Source organism: Burkholderia sp. MSMB2157WGS (assembly GCF_001532755.1).
In the GTDB taxonomy this organism is placed as follows: domain Bacteria; phylum Pseudomonadota; class Gammaproteobacteria; order Burkholderiales; family Burkholderiaceae; genus Burkholderia.
Genome location: NZ_LPJG01000001.1, coordinates 71,478 through 86,917 on the forward strand (window position 1 = coordinate 71,478; position 15,440 = coordinate 86,917).

At 62.9% G+C, this 15,440-nt stretch carries 14 protein-coding genes and 2 riboswitches; of the genes, 3 read left to right on the forward strand and 11 right to left on the reverse strand.

Annotated elements, in window-relative coordinates; genetic code table 11:
* Positions 1-168 precede the first annotated feature (168 nt).
* Together WT53_RS00265 and WT53_RS00270 are read right to left on the reverse strand one after the other, a co-directional pair.
* On the reverse strand, positions 169-825 hold the full coding sequence (locus WT53_RS00265) for an urea amidolyase associated protein UAAP2 (RefSeq protein WP_034209011.1): 657 nt from the start codon (positions 823-825) through the stop codon (positions 169-171).
* 11 nt (positions 826-836) lie between these two features.
* On the reverse strand, positions 837-1,592 hold the full coding sequence (locus tag WT53_RS00270; protein ID WP_034209010.1) for an urea amidolyase associated protein UAAP1: 756 nt from the start codon (positions 1,590-1,592) through the stop codon (positions 837-839).
* A gap of 57 nt (positions 1,593-1,649) precedes the next feature.
* Positions 1,650-1,781: riboswitch (guanidine-I (ykkC/yxkD leader) on the reverse strand.
* Between the two features lie 432 nt (positions 1,782-2,213).
* Positions 2,214-2,335: riboswitch (guanidine-I (ykkC/yxkD leader) on the forward strand.
* 139 nt (positions 2,336-2,474) lie between these two features.
* On the opposite strand from WT53_RS00270, the gene WT53_RS00275 reads away from it, so the two are divergent.
* Together WT53_RS00275 and WT53_RS00280 are read left to right on the forward strand one after the other, a co-directional pair.
* Positions 2,475-3,497, forward strand: coding sequence for an ABC transporter substrate-binding protein (locus WT53_RS00275; protein ID WP_034209009.1), 1,023 nt, complete (start codon positions 2,475-2,477; stop codon positions 3,495-3,497).
* A gap of 386 nt (positions 3,498-3,883) precedes the next feature.
* Positions 3,884-4,579 carry an alpha/beta hydrolase gene (locus tag WT53_RS00280; RefSeq protein ID WP_034209008.1) on the forward strand — a complete coding sequence of 232 codons (696 nt, stop codon included), beginning with the start codon at positions 3,884-3,886 and terminating at the stop codon, positions 4,577-4,579.
* Between the two features lie 261 nt (positions 4,580-4,840).
* On the opposite strand, the gene WT53_RS00285 is transcribed toward WT53_RS00280, so the two are convergent.
* The 8 genes from WT53_RS00285 to WT53_RS00305 all read right to left on the reverse strand — a co-directional run bounded on the left by WT53_RS00285 (position 4,841) and on the right by WT53_RS00305 (position 12,015).
* Positions 4,841-5,275 carry a hypothetical protein gene (locus WT53_RS00285; protein WP_230624952.1) on the reverse strand — a complete coding sequence of 145 codons (435 nt, stop codon included), beginning with the start codon at positions 5,273-5,275 and terminating at the stop codon, positions 4,841-4,843.
* A 667-nt stretch (positions 5,276-5,942) separates the two neighbouring features.
* The gene (locus WT53_RS00290; RefSeq protein ID WP_034209006.1) at positions 5,943-6,812 is read right to left on the reverse strand and encodes an LD-carboxypeptidase; all 870 of its coding nucleotides are present in this window, start codon (positions 6,810-6,812) and stop codon (positions 5,943-5,945) included.
* Between the two features lie 766 nt (positions 6,813-7,578).
* A complete protein-coding gene (locus WT53_RS31535) occupies positions 7,579-7,887 on the reverse strand; it encodes a hypothetical protein (protein WP_034209005.1) in 309 nt (102 codons plus the stop codon).
* A 205-nt stretch (positions 7,888-8,092) separates the two neighbouring features.
* Complete coding sequence (locus WT53_RS31540) at positions 8,093-8,428, reverse strand: toxin-antitoxin system YwqK family antitoxin (protein WP_306453920.1); 336 nt, start codon at positions 8,426-8,428, stop codon at positions 8,093-8,095.
* A gap of 359 nt (positions 8,429-8,787) precedes the next feature.
* Entirely contained in the window at positions 8,788-9,138 is a 351-nt protein-coding gene (locus WT53_RS00295) for a hypothetical protein (RefSeq protein ID WP_034209004.1), read from the reverse strand.
* Positions 9,139-9,243: 105 nt separating this feature from the next.
* Positions 9,244-9,606 carry a hypothetical protein gene (locus WT53_RS33250; RefSeq protein ID WP_155294500.1) on the reverse strand — a complete coding sequence of 121 codons (363 nt, stop codon included), beginning with the start codon at positions 9,604-9,606 and terminating at the stop codon, positions 9,244-9,246.
* Between the two features lie 214 nt (positions 9,607-9,820).
* Positions 9,821-10,528 (reverse strand): hypothetical protein, encoded by a 708-nt coding sequence (locus WT53_RS33255; protein ID WP_155294499.1) that lies wholly within the window; start codon positions 10,526-10,528, stop codon positions 9,821-9,823.
* Positions 10,529-10,887: 359 nt separating this feature from the next.
* Positions 10,888-12,015 (reverse strand): sensor histidine kinase, encoded by a 1,128-nt coding sequence (locus tag WT53_RS00305; RefSeq protein ID WP_034209002.1) that lies wholly within the window; start codon positions 12,013-12,015, stop codon positions 10,888-10,890.
* Positions 12,016-12,429: 414 nt separating this feature from the next.
* Between WT53_RS00305 and WT53_RS00310 the strand changes: the two genes are divergently transcribed.
* Positions 12,430-13,548, forward strand: a complete 1,119-nt coding sequence (locus tag WT53_RS00310) for an alpha/beta fold hydrolase (protein ID WP_034209001.1) — start codon at positions 12,430-12,432, stop codon at positions 13,546-13,548.
* 48 nt (positions 13,549-13,596) lie between these two features.
* Here WT53_RS00310 and WT53_RS00315 read toward each other — a convergent pair whose 3' ends face one another.
* On the reverse strand, positions 13,597-15,366 hold the full coding sequence (locus WT53_RS00315; protein WP_034209000.1) for a histidine kinase: 1,770 nt from the start codon (positions 15,364-15,366) through the stop codon (positions 13,597-13,599).
* Between the last annotated feature and the right edge of the window lie 74 nt (positions 15,367-15,440).

Genomic DNA, 15,440 nt, shown 5'->3' on the forward strand with positions numbered 1-15,440 from the left:
TAGCGGGGAATTCGCGGAGCATCGCTCCGCGCCCGCGCAGCCGACCGGCTTTGCAAAGCCGGCCGTGGATGGCAACGGCGCCCTCTGGGCGCGGCGAACGAGTCGATCCGGCGTCGCGCGTCGGTGCGTGCTCCGGTCCCATGCAAAGCCGGTGAGCGTGACGATCATTCATTCGGCCTCCCAAATCATGAGGCGCACGGGCGTCGGGTTGTAGCCGTTGCATGGGTTGTTGAGCTGCGGACAGTTCGAGATCAGCACCGTGACGTCCATCTCCGCACGCATCTCGACGTACTTGCCGGGCGCGGAGATGCCATCCTCGAACGTGAGACCGCCGAGCGACGTGACGGGCACGTTCATGAAGAAATTCACGTTACCGACCAGGTCGCGCTTGGTGAGCCGCGCGCCGGCGCCGCACGTGCAGTGCGCGATCGCGTTGAGGAAGCTGTCGCGGCAGTTGTGCATGTAACGCTTGTCGAGCGCATAGCGCACCGTGTTGCTCTCGGCCGCGCAAGCGCCGCCGAGCGTGTCGTGGCGGCCGCACGTGTCGGCGACGATCGTCGCCATCGGGTTGCCGCGGTTCGACACGAGCACGCTGCCCGCGCTCAGGTACAGGTTGCGCTGCGCGCGGATCGTGTCCTGCGCGCTGTAGCGCTCTTCCGTATCGTCGGTGCGGTAGAACAGCGTGTCGACGGCCTGGTTGCCTTCCAGGTCGAGAATGCGGAAGGTCTGCCCGCGCTTCAGGTCGTGCAGCCACGGATCGCCCGCGTTCAGCGTGATGTCGTGGATCGCTTCGCGCGGGTCGAGCCGGCTTTCGATGATCGGCATGGTCTCGGTCCTCATGCAAACAGACGGTCGGTATTGGCGAACCCGCGCGTGTTCTCCACGCATGCGCGCCGGCACGGGTCGTCTTCGGGCGCCGCGCCATCGGCCGGATACGCGCGATACGCGATCAACTTCACGGCTTTCGGCGCGTAGTCGGGACGCGGATCGAGCGGATGCGGCGCGGTAGAAAACGCCGCGAGCGTATTCATCTCGAAGCGCAGGTCGAACGCGCTGCCGGCCGGCGAATGTCCGGCGACGAATTCGAGCGTGCCGTCGTCGCGCGTGGCCAGCTTGCTGAAGAAGTTGACGTTCGCGGCGAGATCGCGCGCCGACAGGCCGTATTTCGCGAGCTCGAGCACGAGGCTGTCGCGGCCGTTGCGGATCATCGCGTTGCGGTCGGCCTGGTACGACGTCGTGCCGTACTTGTGCGCGAACAGCCGCGCATCGCCGACGCCGCCGAGCGGATCGTGCCAGCCGAGCGTGTCTGCCGTGATCGACGCGATCACGCGCCCCATGTCCGTATACAGCGCATGGCCGCGCGTGAGATGCGCGGTATGCTGTGCCTTCAGCGTGTCGGCCATGTTGTAGCGTTCGAGCAGGTCTTCCTGGCGATGAAAGACGGCGGACAGGTTCGCGCCGCCGTCGACATCGACGATGCGCAGCGCGAGACCGCGGCGCAGGATGCCTGACCAATGGGTTCCGGCGGGAATCAGCGTTTCCCACGCGACGTGTGGCGGTGGGGCAAGGACGGCTTGGGGGCTCGGCGACATGGCGGCTCCGGGGTCGGTTGGACAAAGGGCGTGAGAGGGCGACCGAACGACATCGCGACCTCCCGGGCTTTTATCCCTCCGTGGAGCCTCGCCGTTTCCTCGCATCGAGGCGAAGGCAAGACCGGATTGCTCTCGGACCAGGCATCGCGCGGCGCACGCCGCACGACCGGAACCCTAGCGATCCTGAAGATGATGCAAATTGCTTCGCACCTCTCGAGCGTCGAACAAGCGAGTTGCGTGCCAGCCGCTGTCCAATCACCGCACAACGCGGCCCGGCGGCGCGATGCCGCGCGATAGGCGAACGGCGGACGCATTCGCTTGCCCTCGCAGCGGGCGCGCGGCGCACCATGCGCACGCAACCGCGCACCGGCGCAGTGCGCATCGCGGGCTCGCGCACCGCGCGATCCGCGATGGCATGGGCATTGCTGAATCCGTGCACCTTCACCTCGTCGCCGATCCTTCATGAACAAGCTCGACCTGCTCCGGCGCGTACTGCACGCGCTGTTCGCCGCCCGCTTCATCGAACTTCAGCGCCCCCTGCGCCGCCGTTGAATCGCATTGCCGCGCGACGTTGGCACGCTTCTCGCTCGGCATGACGCCGAGAGGTGCGGCGGCGTCGCATCTTAGGGGTGCTAGGGTTCCGGTTCGTCGAACGTCTGGTCCGAGAGCAGCCCGGCACGCGTTCATCCTGTCGCGAGACCGGATGCGCACGTGCTACACGGCGGGACAAAAGCCCGGGAGATTGGCGATGGCAACGGCCGTCGCGCCTCTCCGTGGCCGCTTCGTTCGTTCCGCATCCGCAGGAACCGGTCACGCGGCCGGACCGTGTGCGCGCGCACAGTCCTATCGACGATCCCGATCCCGGTCTCCTGGAGTACAACGATGACCCGTCCCGCCCCGGCGTTCCGCCGCCTGCCGTCCTTCCGTTTCATCCGCCACGCATTGGGTGCCGCCGCCGCGGCGGCCGCGCTATGGGCGGCGCCTGCCGCGCAGGCGGCCGCGCCGCTGAAGATCGGCTACAGCGACTGGCCCGGCTGGGTCGCATTCCAGGTCGCGCTCGACAAGGGCTGGTTCAAGGAAGCCGGCGTCGACGTCGATTTCGAATGGTTCGATTATTCGGCGTCGCTCGACGCGTTCTCCGCAGGCAAGCTCGACGCGGTCGCGGCGACCAACGGCGATGCGCTCGTGACGGGCGCATCCGGCGCGAAGAACGTGATGATCCTGCTGACCGACTATTCGGCCGGCAACGACATGATCGTCGCGAAGCCGCCGCTGCGCACCGTCGAGGCGCTGAAGGGCAAGAAGATCGGCGTCGAGCTCGGCCTGGTCGACCACCTGTTGCTCGAAACCGCACTGCGCAAGCACGGGCTCAAGGACAGCGACGTCACGCTCGTGAATGCGAAAACCAACGAACTGCCGCAGGTGCTCGGTTCGTCGGCAGACATCGCGGCGGTAGCCGCATGGCAACCGAACGCCGGCGAGGCGTTGAAGCGCGCGCCGGGTTCGCGCGCGATCTTCACGTCGGCGGATGCGCCGGGGTTGATCTACGACGCGATCACCGTCGCACCGGCGAGTCTGGCCGCGCGTCGGGCCGACTGGGCGAAGGTAGTCAAGGTCTGGTATCGCTGCGTTGCGTACATCAACGATCCGAAGACGCAGGCCGACGCAGTCAAGATCATGTCGGCGCGCGTCGGGCTCGCGCCGGCGCAATATCTTCCGCTGCTGCAGGGCACGCACTTGCTCGACGAGGCGGCCGCGAAGCGTGTGTTCCGCAAGGGCGACGGGCTCGACTCGATCTACGGCTCGACGCGCAATGCAAATGCGTTCAACGTGCGTAATGCCGTGTACAAGCAGTCGCAGGACGTCGACGCGTATATCGATCCGCGGTTCACGGACGCACGTTGACGGTAACCCACTCGCCTGCGCGGTTGCGCGCCGCGCAGGGGGACAATTCCGGTCCGGTCGAATGCTTTGTACTGCAGTACCGATCGTCTCGCTGCCGTGAGCCTTCGGTAATGTAATGTGCGCGGTTGAACGGCTGCGGCGCTCGCGTAAATTTCGGAAAAAACGTCTATCGAATGCGGCTTGGCCACTTCGAGAACTCCGTTCCTCCGCTCCTTGCTCTGGTGTTTCGGCATAAAGTTTGGCGTTTCAGTCGTAGATTTTCCACTTTCCTAAGCCAATAATTTGGTCGGTCGATGCAGTTCTGTCCAGATGCATGCCGACCACAGTGATCCCCTGACTCACGGGGCTTTTCTTCGTATGAATCGAGAATCACCACGGAGACGCACATGAGTACCAAACCCGCAATTCTGCTCGTCCATGGATTTTGGGGAGGAGCCGCGCACTGGGGCAAAGTGATTGTCGAGCTGGCGCGCAAAGGCTACTCGGATCTCCACGCTGTCGAACTGCCGCTGACGTCACTGGCCGACGATGCCGAGCGCACGCGCAAGATGATTGCCCAAATCCAGGGGCCGGTGCTGCTCGTTGGGCACTCTTACGGCGGCGCCGTCATCACGCAAGCCGGCAATGCCGACAACGTGGTGGGCCTGGTTTATATTGCCGCTTTCGCTCCCGACTCAGGCGAAAGCCCCGGTGCGATTACACAGCAACATCTGCCGGCGGCCGCAGCCAATCTCGCGCCGGATAGCGACGGCTACTTATGGATCAAGGCCGACAAGTACCACGAGAGTTTCTGCCAGGATTTGAGCGCAGAAGAGGCGCTCGTGATGGCCGTGACGCAAAAGGCGCCGCTTGCCAGCACCTTCGGCGACAACATCGGTACACCCGCGTGGAAGAACAAGCCGTCGTGGTATCAGATTTCGAGCGAGGACCGGATGATCGCGCCTGCGAACCAGGAGCACATGTCGGGTCGGCTGGGTGCACGTAAAGTCATCACGCTTGCAACCAGTCATGCGTCGTTGGCATCGAAAGCGGTGGAGGTGGCCGATCTAATCGACGAAGCAGCAAGCGCTACGGCCGCATAAGGGCATCATCGCGACATAAAGGCATAGCCGACATCTGGCGCATCACATTGACTTGAACAGATGTCGGCGGCGAGCCGCCTAGATTTCCTGGACAGGGCCGAGCGTGAATGTTCGCTCTTTGAAGATGCAATTGTGAGTGTCTCTTCCTGGCCGAAGTCGAGCGCATCGCCGGGTGCCCGAACGCTTCGAATGTGGATGCTGCGTCATGCGTCAACCGACCGCCGAGTCAACAGAACGAGTGCCATCTACACTGACGCGTATTCAACGACGCTCCGTAATCGAACCCTCAGCGTCAACTGTTCCAACGGCGCCGATGGCGCCGCCAACGGAAATCGGTCCACGTGCTTCCAGATCCCCGTGCACGGTCAGCGGGCCATGCACGGTGAGTGGACCGTGAAACGTATTTTCTCCCTGACGTCTGCGTATGGCATGACCGTCGGCAGGAATCCGTTCAATCGAGGCCGCGGTGACCGGGCCGCTGGCGGAGATGTCGCCGGCCACCGTCAGCGAGCCGTCGACAGTAACCGGCCCGAGGACGACGAGCGATCCGTCGACGCTGAGTGGCCCCGTGACGACCGGCTCGGCATGCCCTGACGTGACGAAGACAGCGGACGCCAGCAGAACCGCGCCCGCCATCGCGCTCCTTGCCCGCCTCGATGCCATGCTCTTTCCTGGGGCCAGATTGAAGCATTTCACATGTCCTCCTGCCCGGTGTCTACTTACGCGAGCGCCAGCGGTCCACTGACTCGCGACGGGCGGCTGCCGCTGAAGCACGCCCGGGCGCTATTGATCCAGTCTAGTCACGGAGTTGGCGAGTACAAGCGGCATCGGCGCGATAGCGCGACGCGCGCGATCTGCGACTGAACGTCTGCAGTGCACCGGGAAGCGACCGGTCGAGCGTTTGCCGGCGCACGCCGACGAATGATGGATATGGCCGAGCGAGCATCGACACGTAACGTCAGCGAGTCGAGCATGAGGAGTTCGTCAACAGACGGCAGCATGTCAGGAGATCCGTGCGATAAAGGGACATTCCAGGAGCGCCCTTCGAATCAAATTTGTCGCCAATTCATGTCGGTTCGTCGAATGCCCGCTTCTGGCCGAACGCGGCCGGCCGCCGCCCTGTGACGCACGACCGGCGCCGATCGCTCCACTTCGGCCCTCCGCCCCGGCGGAAACTCAACGGCGATTCCGAAGTGTACTGCGGCCGTTCGCTCGATTAGGTTGATCGGTGGCTGTTCGGCGACCCTGTCGAGAACTTGTGGCACGCGGTTATCGAATCGCTGGCAGAAAACTCGGGATTTCCGATTGGCCTGCAGACCGCTCGCAAACATCGGTTATGCATTGCGACAGAACCGATTCGACGCTACGCGACGAACTGGATCGCGCTGTTCTCGATGGCAGCCTGGTTGCCGTACTGCCAAGTGATGTTGCGGTGTTCATGTCCGATCGGCAGACCCGAGTAGATCGGCAAGCCGAAGCCGCCCAGCACGTCGACAAGCATCTGCTCGAGCGTGAAATCCGCGCCGTCCGGGATCGGGCAGCGCGTGAATTGCCCGAGCACGAACGCGCGGGCCCCGTCGAACGCGCCGCTCAGACGCAGTTGCGTCAGGCTGCGGTCGAGCCGGTAGCCGAACTCCGTCACGTCTTCCAGCAGTACGATCGCGTCGCGTGAGCGAAGCGACCAGCGTGTACCCGCGACGCTCGCGAGCACCGTCACGTTGCCGCCGCACAGACGTCCCCGCACCGCACCACGGGCGCCGGACAAATGCCGCAGGCTCAGCGGGGAGCGTTTGCCACCGGTCAGCACGGCGCGCATGTCGGCACGCGTCGCGTCGTCGACCTTGGTCGCCAGGCTGTGGAATGTCGGACCATGCAACAAGCGCACGCCGGGCCGGTCGGCGAGCGCGCAGAAAAGCGACGTCGCGTCGGAAAAACCGATGATCGTCTTCGGCGTCGCAATCTCGTCGGGCAGGTGCTCGAGCAGATGCGCGCAACCGAATCCTCCCCGCGCGAGCCAGACGATGTCGATCGACGGGTCCATCAGCATGCGCCGCAGATCGTCCGCGCGCTCCTCGGCGGTACCAGCGAAATAGCGGTACCGGCTGCCGAGATGCGCGCCCGTCGTGACCTTGAAGCCCCAGCTCTCGACCAGCGCGATGCCACGCTCGATGGCTTGCGGATCGGGCACACCCGCGGGCGCGACTACGCCCACTGTCTTGCGTCTTGATTCCATTGAACGGATACCGTAAGGATAAAGAACCCGCTGACTATACCCGACACCGCCCGCGCGCCGCGCACCCCTGCAAGGCGGCATCGAACGCGTTGGGAGGCCCGTCTCCGGCGTCCGCGCATCCGTTTCGCTGCCAGCGCCCCTTTAGAATTTCCGTCGATGCGAAGTCGCCAACCGAACGATTGAATGGCCGTTTGCACAGTGCAACTGCCATGGGGGCGGTCGCTCAACGCATCGGCCGAAGGTCCGTTGCTGGCCGACGTTGGACATTTCGATATGGATTGTGGCGCGGCGTAGTCGGCGTTGATCAAAAGTATGCTGGGTCGAAGAATTCGGGACGGGCTTCATCAGGCGGAGAACCCAGTCGATCACGAAAGCATTGGCCGTGGCAAAACCAAACCTGCGATTTTCGAGGTCCCTCAGCAGTTGTAACGCAGACCTCGCACGGATCAGTTTCGGTCTTCTCTATCGACTGCCCGCAAAAGCAGCATGGTCCCCAAACGATAGCCATAAGCGCTGAGAATCTCCGTAAATTAGCATCGACGCTCACAACGGAGAGTCGCGACCAAGGCAATGACAGGTCGATCGTCAACGATCGAGGCAACCCCGTCGACTGTCCGTTCATGGCCAGCTGCAGCCAGACGCGTTCGGCTATAGCCCCGAAGCGGTCGGTCGGTCCTGCACGAAGCGGTCATTTAGTTCATCGGCGCAGGTAACGCATGTGAGACTTCTGATCTACGCTGGCGCGTCGTGCGCTAAAAAAATCTCACTATCGCAAATGGCTTCCGTTAGGATTGACTGCCTCATCGTCTTTCCTGGAAGGACAGTATTTCTTCTTCTGCTCAAGCCCATAGAAGAGCGTGCCGTGAATACCGCTCGCCTCCTTCTTTTTCACCGGACGAGTCCATATCTCGGCGAAAGCAGCATTCAACGACGCCTCATCCGATCGGCCATAAACCTCGTCGATGAATGCAATGTCAGTCTCGTTCGGAAATATCAAGTCAAACTGCTCGTCTGTTGCTGCAAAAATGTCATAAACACAATTTTCTGCGCCGTCAATGATCTGAATATTTTTCATTGCTGAAGCTCGCCTCCAAGCAGCGTCTGGCCCACCAGATGCAGCACGATTATGCGCGATCACGATAGGGCATGGACTTGAACGACCGTCTCTGGCCGGCAGCAGCCGCTTGACCGGATGTCCGCGCCCACCGCAAGGGCCATCAGGGGCCGTTAGTAGCCACTCCTTCCCCGTTTTCGAGAGCAACCAATGTTGCGATCGCCCGTCACTTTATCTCGCGTCGCCCTTCAGCATCCCAATACGTCCAGTTCCCTGCCTCGGTTCCGTGATCGTAGTCCCCAAGGGCGGCTAGTTGTCCGTTTGGATGGAAATCCTTCCAGACTCCGTGCTCAACGCCGTGTTCGTACGTTCCTTCAGACGCGAGAGTGCCATCCTCTCTGTATTCGACGAAGAGGCCATGCCGAATCCATCGCCGCCCATCAGTGGCCAGGTATCTGCTATAGCGGTATCTAAGTGCACCGCTTGGATACAGAACTTCCGCGATGTTCAATTCCGCCATTGCACCCTCCGCTTTGCAGCTCTTCGTCAGCCAGCACATCATTCAAGACTGCGCCGTAATCGCGACATCATTATGTTGCCCATGTGAGACGAGCATTGCGAGAGCGACTTTGTCAGCTCCTGTTCATAAGGAATGTCAAGACTCTCGACCCCGTGAACAATGCTCCACAGCACTCCCGCCCCATCACTATCGGGGAATCGTTCAAAAAGACCGAATAGAACACTCAACGATTTTTCCGACACCCCGACGCTCCAGAGATCTTCCAAAAGACGCTCGAGCGGTAACCAGTCCCCGCCGGCCGGACTAAATTGGGCGATTTGAGAAAGAACTTCTTGCTCTGACCGAAACGGGCGAGGCTGACTGTCGACGCACATGATGGGTGGTAAGTATCTCGCAAGCGGTCACTCAAAGTCCAATGCGATCTCTGCGGTGGCCTTGTACCAGCATAGGAAATTTTCGAACTCGCCGACGCATTCCCACCCTGGCGACGCGAAATCATGAACGATCTGCACTCGTTCGCCCTTGCCCGCCTCCCAACAGGCTATGTCGTCGCTACTCGTATCCCGGAAGAAAGGAACCAACTGCCGATCGGGATATCGCGTAGCCAGCCCTTCCAGCCGAACGCGGAGCCATTTTCCCTCCAGTAGCTGCCACGGATCCAAATTGAGGATATTCAGTTCAACAGCCCGGACAAAGTGGCGCGGATAAGCAAACCATGTTGGTCGCTCGGTTTCATTAAGTAAATCGGGCATCACGGATTCGCTCGCAGTAGTCGTTGGGAAAAACGTCGGTCGCTGTGGTGATTGTTGCCGATACAAGACGCGAGGGCTACCGACCGCTCCTGGCCGCCAATTGCCTTACGATCTTTCTGCGACACCCGTCGCATCGACGGTGATGCAGAAATGTAGTCGATCCGTTGTTTCTGGATGCATTTTCGTCCAGTCCAATGCGGCAGCGCAGATTGTCCGACGACAGAAGTCGGCCGCATCGCGCACCGAAAGACCTTCTAGACTCGTTGTTCCTTGCTGTGCATTGCCGTGACCGACCCGCCCATCCGCAGACCGAATCCATCCTTCCCAACCGAGGATGGGAATCTGGTTGATCGCACACCAATCGACTGCGGCAATAGCCGCGTCGAACGGAAGGACGATCTCCCTATGTGAAATTGAGTGCCGCGCGATCTCGGGCGGCAACATTTTCAACATTTGCGACTGCGGCATGTGACATATCCGACAAGGTCCGAAACGCAGGATTGTCAGCAGTCTTGCGTCGAATGTCGAGCGTCTTGTTCCGACCCATAAGAGACAGTCGCCTCTACGTATTGCGGTCACTTTCGATCTACTGCTGGCCGCCACGCGCGCTGCCGTGTAACAACGCGTACCCCGTCGCCCTCAAAGCTTTACTTCACGAACTGCTGCCTGGAAAAGCAATTCGTCACGCGTGACCAAGAACAAACCGGGGTGTGCCCGATCCAAGCACGTGCAGAGGTTCCAACTTGGCAACCTGTCTCCAGAATTCTTCGGTGTATTTGTCATTGACGTTGAGCGGGTTAAAACCTACACGATTCACGAAGTTTGAATGGGGTTCAAACTTAATAAGCCGATCGTACACATACCACTCATCAAAGCCTGGCATCGGAAGCTGCGATACCGCCCTGACTGATGGACTGACCGCGAGTTCGCCGAATTTTGACCATCCCGCCGTGAATTCCTCATCGGTCGGCGTATATGGTCCGCTGTCACAACTTGCAATTGCGACATATCGCCCGAGCACTAATTCCGGACAGCGTAGCACTAAGTCCTCGATAGCCCCGTCAGTTCCGTCGTTCCATTCGACAATCCGATAACCGGCACGTTCGCCCGTTCGCGTTACTCTCTCCCCGTCTTCGTCCGTCAGATTATCGATCATCTTTTCTAGTAATGCCCGCACATGTGCTTCCGCTTCTTCGCGCGTGCCCTCGAAGTCAAACCTACTAGCGCCGTTTCCGAATCGAAAATCGGTTGCCTCCTGCACGACTTCGTAGCCGAATATGAATGTCCCGTCGTTGCGCTGATATACGTGAAATCCAACGTTGTACGTCAGGCCGTGCGCGTTTTGTCGCACATACTGAAACGTCTGATCATATCCGGCCTGGAGTTTCATCTGGTTGTCCCGTTCGACAGCAATTGAGACTTACGATCTGGATTTCCGCGTCCGGCCATCGACAGACCGGCACGGCCATTGTCAACGATCTAGGCGTTGACGTCGATTGTCCGCTTCCGGCCGGTAACACCCTATCACCATCCCCGATCGCAAGCCGGCTGGCAAACCTCGAGCGATCGCATGCGGGCCACTGCGAACTCATCGGCTAAAGCAACTCGTCGCGATTCACTTGAGCCCACCGGCAGCAAACAGCCGCAACCGCCGCCCCAAACGACGCCGCACCACCATCCCACGAGCCTCCGAGCGGACTCGCCCGAAGCCAACACATCCCCGGCCCATGCTCCCCCGCGTCACACGGCTCACACACCTCTCGGCAGCCGCACCGCGAATACGGTTTCCGTCCGATCGGAACGCGCGTCGATCCGGCCGCGATGCGCCTTGGCAATTTCGTTGGCGATGAACAAGCCGAGTCCCAGGCCGGCATCGTCACCCGTCCTTTCCGAACCATCCGCTCCGCGCTGGAGCGGATCGAAGATGCGGTCCAGCGTGAGCCGATCGATGGCCGGGCCGTTATTGCTATTGCCGACCTCGATGAGCACTTCTGCGCCGCTCGCCTCGGCCATCACCCGCACCGGTGTCCCGGCCGCGCCGTACTTGACGGCATTGCTCACCAGATTACTCAACAGTTGCTGCATTCGCTGATCGTCCCATTCACCTCGAAGATCGCCGCTCATATCGAGCGTAATTTCGCGATCGGGATGACCTGCCCGCAATTCGTCCACCACATTGACGAGCACGTGCGCGAGATCGATCTTGCGGGGAACGACGTTGATGCCCAGTCCGAGCTGGGTTCGATTGAAATCGCAGAGATCCTCGAGAAGGCCGTGCATGCGGGCGCCGCTTCTGATCAGGCGCGCGGCTGCTTCCGATACCTCCTCCCCTGCATTGAGCGCGGCGAGATACGACGCCGTGACCAGGATCGTCTGCAGCGGCGTGCGCATGTCGTGGCCCAGCATGCCGAGGAGCAAGTTGCGAGCCTGCTCGACCTCTTCGGTAAAAAAGGCGACGGATTCCGCCAGCGCTTGATCGATCGCCTCGTTGAAGCGAATCACGTCGTCCAGATGGGGCACGCCCGGCCGACACTCGTCGATCCACAGGCGCAGCACACTGGCCCGCAGCGCCCGATACTCGGCTGCCAGCTGGTTGATGTTGAAGCCCCGCCGGGCACGCAGGGTGGCATGAGTCTCGGCGGCCGTCTCTCCGGCATTCACCGGCTCGGGCGCGTGCCCCAGCGATTTTAGGCGTTGCGCTTCTCTCGTTTGGGGCGTCGCGATGTCCCTCGCGACGGCGGTCAGAATCTCACGCGCGTGATCGCGTAGCCCGATCGAGTTCATGTTCCTCGCGGCCGGTAACAGGGTGGCGGCGAACGCTTCCCACTGCACCAGGATCGGTTCCATGTTCCGTACGATGAAATCAGCAAGCCGCATGGCGCTCCTCACAACGGAATGAACGATGGGCACTTCGGTCGAACCGCACGATATTACGTGAATATCGGTGTCAGCCGGCGATTCGATCGCCGTGGTCGTTTTCGGCGGCGTGGGCGAAGCGCGTCGAGCGGCCGCTTCGATCGACCGCGCGCCCGCCTGCCGCTGTCGAGCGCCGATATCCGGCGCCTTTGGACGATATGCTACTGAATGGCCGGTCGCAACAGGGCCGAAGCGACCTTCGATTCGCACACACGTCACGCCGGGCGGCTAGCATGACCGACGATCGGTGCGACGCCGTTCGATTGCCGCGGCACCGGCAGCACGAACCTTGCGCCGCGCTCGTTCGACTTTCATCCCGACGCCGGATTCGGCCATATTTTCCTGCCACGGCCGACCGCCGGCACGAAACTGCACATGCCCAGGAAAAAATCCAGCCTCTGGTTGCGGCCTCTCGACCTGTTTGCGATCGCGACCGGCGCGCGCCCGAAGAAGCCGGTCGGCAGGTCGCGGCCGGTCGTCAAGAAGGCGACCAAAAAGGCCGCTCCGCGGACCGCCAAGCCCGCCACCACCGCCGCCCGTACCGCCAGCCGGACCGGCTCCACGCACGGCGCGCGCGCCCCGTCGGCCAAGCCGCCCGGCACCTGGCTCCGCTCGTTTCATTCCGCCGGCCCGAGCGCCGGCCGGCTCGTGAACCATCTTGCGTACGCGCTGTATCTCCCCGTCGCCCCGGCGGCCACAGCGGGCATGCCGGCCATCGTGATGCTGCACGGCTGCAAGCAGACCGCCGAATCGTTCGCCGCGGGCACGCGTATGTGCCGTCTCGCGGAGCGGTCCGGGTTCGCCGTGCTGTTTCCCGAGCAGGCCAAGACGGCCCATGCGCATCGCTGCTGGCACTGGCATGGCGACACGACCCAGTCCGAAGCCGCGGCCGTCGCATCGCTGGTCGACGCCATCGTGCGGCGCCACGGCTTCGATCGCGACCGGATCTACGTGGCCGGCATGTCCGCGGGCGCCGGACTCGCCGCGGCGCTGGCGATACGGTATCCCGACCGCTTCGCGGCGGTCGGCCTGCACTCGGGCCCGGCCCTCGCGCCGCCGTCGTCGACGATGGCCGCGATGAGCCTGATGCGTCGCGGCATCCGCGACGATCCGATCCAAGTGCTCGACGCGTGCGTCGACGTCGCGTCCTATCCCGGCATGCCGGCGCTCGTCGTGCACGGCGCGCTCGACACGGTCGTGACCGACCGCAATGCGACGCAGCTCGGCATCGCGTTCGCACGACTCAACCGGCTCGTCGACGAACACGGCGCGATCCGCGTCGGCGAGCAACGCCGCTACGCGCAGGACGAGGCGGACTACATCGATTATCTGAAGCGTGGACGGCTGGTCGTCAGGGTGTGTGTCGTTCGCGGGCTGCGGCATGCATGGAGCGGCGGAGATCCGGACGAGCCGTTCCATTCCGCCACGGGGCCGGACGCGACCGCGATGTTCTGGCATTTCTTTCGCCGTCAGCGCCGCAAGCGATCGGCATGACACACGGCGCCCGCGACCGCGGCCGCTCGCCGTCATGTCGTCGTGTCGTCACGCCCGTTGCGCCAGCGCGACCGCGTTCGCGCGGTCGCCCGCACGTCGAACCGGCAACCGTATCCGAAAGGTCGTGCCGCGCCCCGGCTCGCTGGTCACGTCGATGGTGCCGCGATGACGCTCGACGATGCCGTGCGATACCGACAGTCCGAGCCCCGTGCCCTGCCCGACCGGCTTCGTGGTGAAGAACGGATCGAAGATCCGTCGTGCGACGTCGGGCGTCATGCCGGCGCCGGTATCGCTGATCGCGATCGACACGTGATCGCCGTCGCTCGACGTGCGGATCGTGATCACGCCGCGCTCCGGAATCGCCTGCGCCGCGTTGACCAGCAGGTTCATGAAAACCTGATTCAGCTGCGACGGCAGGCATTCGACGTGCGGGACATCGCCGTAATCGCGCACGATGTCGGCCTTGTACTTGAGTTCGTTGTGGACGACGTTGAGCGTGCTCTCGAGGCCCGCATGGAGATCGACCACGCTCCATTCGTCGCTGGCCGGCCGCGAGAAATCGCGCAGGTCCTGCACGATGCGCCGCACGCGTAGCGCGCCGTCGATCGATTCGTCGATCAACATCGCGATCTCGTCCCGGACATAGTCGAGATCCGCCGCGCGGCGCACGGCCGTCAACGCGTCGCGGGCGGCGGGGTCGAGCTGCGGCAGCACGGCTTCATGTGCGGCGATCACGTCGAGCAGGCTGCGCACCCACGTCTTCAACGTATTGAGGTTCGCGCTGACGAAGCCGATCGGATTGTTGATCTCGTGCGCGACGCCGGCCGCGAGCTGGCCGATCGACGCGAGCTTTTCAGACTGCAGCAACTGGTCGTGCGTTTCCTCGAGCGCCTGCAGCAAACGCCGCTGTTCGTCCTTCTCCTGTTCGAGCAGCGCGTGCGCGGCCTTGCGTTCGTCGATCTCGGCCGCCATGTTCTCGCGCGTGCGTTGCAGCATCCGTGTCGTTTGCTCATAGCTATGCAGCGCGCGTTCGAGTTCGCTCGTTCTCACCCGCACGAGCCGTTCGAGCGTGTCGGTCATCCCGCGCAGGAAAGTCGTGCGCGCATCGAAACGGCACACCAGCAGCGTGACGACCAACGTCGCCATCGTAAACAACGCGACCGTCGTCGCGAGCCACGGCGCGTCGACCCCGTTCGCGGCGCCGCACCGCGCATCCGGCGCGAAATGCGCGGCCGCCATCGCCGTGTAGTGCATGCCGGTAATCGCGATGCCCATGACGACGGCCGCGCCGATGCGTTGCGCGGTCGCATGGCGCGCCTGCTGCATGCGCAGCGCCTGCGCGATCCACAGTGCGGCCGTCGACGCGATCACCGCGATGCCGATCGACGCGGCGAACAGCGCGGCATCGTAGCGAATGCCGGGCTGCATGTGCATCGCGGCCATCCCCGTGTAATGCATGCCCGCGATCCCGCCGCCCATCAGCGCGCCGCCCGCGCACAGCCGCCACCAGGCGAGCCGTGCGCGCGTGACGACGTTCAGCGCGAAATACGATACGAGCGCCGCGATCGCCAGCGATGCGCCGGTTTCCTGCCATGCATAGCCGAGCGGCACCGGCAACGAAAACGCGAGCATGCCGACGAAATGCATCGACCAGATTCCGGTGCCCATCGCCGCCGCGCCGCCGCCCAGCCATGCGCGCTTGAGCTTCGGATCGTCGAGCAGCGAGATGAACGCGGCGAGGTCGAGCGTCGTATAGGACGCAAGCGTCGCGATCGCGAGCGACAGCAGGACGAGCGGAACGTTGTAGATGCCATGCATGATCGGACGCCCCGAACGGGTTGAATGCATCGCCGCGGCGCGGGCGGTCGCGCGCACCCCGCGGCGATCGGGCC

What these genes read in the sequence shown, in the direction of transcription:
- WT53_RS00265 (WP_034209011.1), bottom strand. Translation starts at nt 825, where the DNA reads ATGCCGATCATCGAAAGCCGGCTCGACCCGCGCGAAGCGATCCACGAC.
- WT53_RS00270 (WP_034209010.1), bottom strand. Translation starts at nt 1,592, where the DNA reads ATGTCGCCGAGCCCCCAAGCCGTCCTTGCCCCACCGCCACACGTCGCG.
- WT53_RS00275 (WP_034209009.1), top strand. Translation starts at nt 2,475, where the DNA reads ATGACCCGTCCCGCCCCGGCGTTCCGCCGCCTGCCGTCCTTCCGTTTC.
- WT53_RS00280 (WP_034209008.1), top strand. Translation starts at nt 3,884, where the DNA reads ATGAGTACCAAACCCGCAATTCTGCTCGTCCATGGATTTTGGGGAGGA.
- WT53_RS00290 (WP_034209006.1), bottom strand. Translation starts at nt 6,812, where the DNA reads ATGGAATCAAGACGCAAGACAGTGGGCGTAGTCGCGCCCGCGGGTGTG.
- WT53_RS31535 (WP_034209005.1), bottom strand. Translation starts at nt 7,887, where the DNA reads ATGAAAAATATTCAGATCATTGACGGCGCAGAAAATTGTGTTTATGAC.
- WT53_RS31540 (WP_306453920.1), bottom strand. Translation starts at nt 8,428, where the DNA reads ATGATGTGCTGGCTGACGAAGAGCTGCAAAGCGGAGGGTGCAATGGCG.
- WT53_RS00295 (WP_034209004.1), bottom strand. Translation starts at nt 9,138, where the DNA reads ATGCCCGATTTACTTAATGAAACCGAGCGACCAACATGGTTTGCTTAT.
- WT53_RS33250 (WP_155294500.1), bottom strand. Translation starts at nt 9,606, where the DNA reads ATGCCGCAGTCGCAAATGTTGAAAATGTTGCCGCCCGAGATCGCGCGG.
- WT53_RS33255 (WP_155294499.1), bottom strand. Translation starts at nt 10,528, where the DNA reads ATGAAACTCCAGGCCGGATATGATCAGACGTTTCAGTATGTGCGACAA.
- WT53_RS00305 (WP_034209002.1), bottom strand. Translation starts at nt 12,015, where the DNA reads ATGCGGCTTGCTGATTTCATCGTACGGAACATGGAACCGATCCTGGTG.
- WT53_RS00310 (WP_034209001.1), top strand. Translation starts at nt 12,430, where the DNA reads ATGCCCAGGAAAAAATCCAGCCTCTGGTTGCGGCCTCTCGACCTGTTT.
- WT53_RS00315 (WP_034209000.1), bottom strand. Translation starts at nt 15,366, where the DNA reads ATGCATGGCATCTACAACGTTCCGCTCGTCCTGCTGTCGCTCGCGATC.